The 1,999-nt window shown below is 60.6% G+C and carries 2 protein-coding genes and 1 pseudogene; 2 read left to right on the top strand and 1 reads right to left on the bottom strand.

Going from position 1 to position 1,999, the window contains the following annotated elements; all coding sequences use genetic code 11:
- Together EN939_RS31965 and EN939_RS31960 are read left to right on the top strand one after the other, a co-directional pair.
- Window positions 1–229, top strand: a pseudogene (locus tag EN939_RS31965) (carbohydrate ABC transporter permease); the annotation flags it as partial.
- A 4-nt stretch (window positions 230–233) separates the two neighbouring features.
- The gene (locus tag EN939_RS31960) at window positions 234–1,301 is read left to right on the top strand and encodes an ABC transporter ATP-binding protein (RefSeq protein ID WP_127271561.1); all 1,068 of its coding nucleotides are present in this window, start codon (window positions 234–236) and stop codon (window positions 1,299–1,301) included.
- A 311-nt stretch (window positions 1,302–1,612) separates the two neighbouring features.
- Here the strand turns inward: EN939_RS31960 and EN939_RS31955 are convergent, their stop codons facing one another.
- Window positions 1,613–1,822, bottom strand: coding sequence for a hypothetical protein (locus tag EN939_RS31955; RefSeq protein WP_127271560.1), 210 nt, complete (start codon window positions 1,820–1,822; stop codon window positions 1,613–1,615).
- Between the last annotated feature and the right edge of the window lie 177 nt (window positions 1,823–1,999).

Raw genomic sequence — 1,999 nt, 5'->3', positions numbered from 1 at the left:
CGTCTTCACCGCCGCCTGGAGCGCGCTTCTGTTCGCGCTGATGCTGATTTCCAGCGACGACCAGAAGACCTTTGCCGTCGGCTTGCTCACCTTCATCGGCAAGTTCGCCGTCGACTGGGGACAGATGATGGCGGCGTCCATCCTGGCGCTGATCCCGGTCTGTATCTTCTTCGCCTTCCTGCAACGCTATCTCGTCACCGGCCTTACCGCCGGCGCCGTCAAAGGATAGATCGATGGCCTCTGTTACGCTCGAAAACGTCCGCAAGGACTATGGCGCCGTCCGCGTCCTGCACGCGGTCGACCTTGAAATCGCCGATGGCGAGTTCGTCGTCCTGGTTGGGCCGTCAGGCTGCGGCAAGTCCACGCTCTTGCGCATGATCGCCGGGCTGGAGGAGGCTTCCGGCGGCGAGATCCGCATCGGCGAGCGGCTGGTCAATGACGTGGCACCCAAGGACCGCGACATCGCCATGGTTTTCCAGTCCTACGCGCTCTATCCGCATATGGACGTGTCGAAGAACATGGGCTTCAGCCTGCTCCTGAAGAAGGCGGAGAAAACGACGATCGACGCCAGGGTGGACGGCGCCGCCAAGCGGCTCGGGCTCGACACGTTCCTGCAACGCCTGCCGCGGCAACTGTCCGGCGGCCAGCGCCAGCGCGTCGCCATGGGGCGTGCCATCGTGCGCGATCCCAAGGTTTTCCTGTTCGACGAGCCGCTGTCGAACCTCGACGCCAAGCTGCGCGTCCATATGCGCGCCGAGATCAAGGCGCTGCATCAGCAGCTGAAGACGACATCGGTTTATGTCACGCATGACCAGATCGAGGCGATGACCATGGCCGACCGGATCGTCGTCATGCATGACGGGTTGATCCAGCAGGTCGGCGCACCGCTCGATCTCTATGATCGGCCGGCCAACATGTTCGTCGCCGGTTTCATCGGTTCCCCCGGCATGAATTTCCTGCCGGCGATTGTTTGCAAGGGTGGTACCCCGGAGGCTGTACTGACCGATGGCCAGGCGCTGCGGCTGCCGGAAGGCCTGCCGCTGACGGACGGTGACGCCATCACCGTCGGTCTGCGGCCCGAGCATATCAAGTTGGCGGATGAGGGCGCGTTGAAGGGCGAGGTGGGTGTGGTCGAGCCTCTCGGGCTTTCGACGCAGTTCTACGTCAAGCTGGCCAGTCAGCAGCTTTGCGTCTTTGCCATGGGCCGTGCCGGCGTGAAGCCAGGCGACGAGGTGAGGTTGGTTGTCGAACCAGACCAATTGCATCTGTTCGATCCGAAAAGCGGTGATCGCATCGGCTGAGGGGACACAGCCGAGCGTCGGGCAGCAGTATCGGGCGCCGATGTCGGGCGGGAAATACAGGTAACGCTACATTTCAATTGGATAAAATAGCGGAACGTCCAACAGACATTTCCGGAACCTAACAGGACCACTCGGACCTTTGCGTCTACAGCGCAAGACCTTAGTCCCGCCGTCTTCTCAAGAGAACGGAGGTCGTTTCGCCACGAATTGGGCCGCCGTCGGAGTTAGTCAACACCGACGGCGGCGCCTGCAATATGGGCGAGTGGGTTGTGTGCGGATATGGTGTGATCGCGGAAGTGGATTGTAGACCGCTAACCGCGAGGGCTTCTTTTGGACAGCGGCGAACTGTCCAACGGGTTCTCAGCCGACTTGGCCGATCGCCGCTCCTTCAGCCACAGGGACTTCTTTCTCCTTGCTAGGTTCTCGTCTCGAACGCTGTCGTCGGCGGTCACTCCGCCATGCATCGCGGCAATCACGTAGTCGGCTCTGTTGGTTCGAAAGTCGCCTTTTTGTACGGACATCGTTTTCTCCCAGTGCGAGGCATTTCCCCCCTTTTTGCCTGACGCTGAAACTAACTGCCTATCCGTGGTGCAAGTCTACCAATCGCCGATTGTATTAAAACGATACACTCAAGGTGGCACGATCGCACGAGAGGAGCCAATACTGGCGGGGCTCCTTCATTTACCCTGTTGTGAGCC

Source organism: Mesorhizobium sp. M7A.F.Ca.CA.002.05.1.1 (assembly GCF_003998335.1).
GTDB lineage: Bacteria > Pseudomonadota > Alphaproteobacteria > Rhizobiales > Rhizobiaceae > Mesorhizobium.
This window is presented reverse-complemented; position numbering and strand designations above follow the sequence as displayed.

What these genes read in the sequence shown, in the direction of transcription:
- EN939_RS31955 (WP_127271560.1), bottom strand. Translation starts at nt 1,822, where the DNA reads ATGTCCGTACAAAAAGGCGACTTTCGAACCAACAGAGCCGACTACGTG.
- EN939_RS31960 (WP_127271561.1), top strand. Translation starts at nt 234, where the DNA reads ATGGCCTCTGTTACGCTCGAAAACGTCCGCAAGGACTATGGCGCCGTC.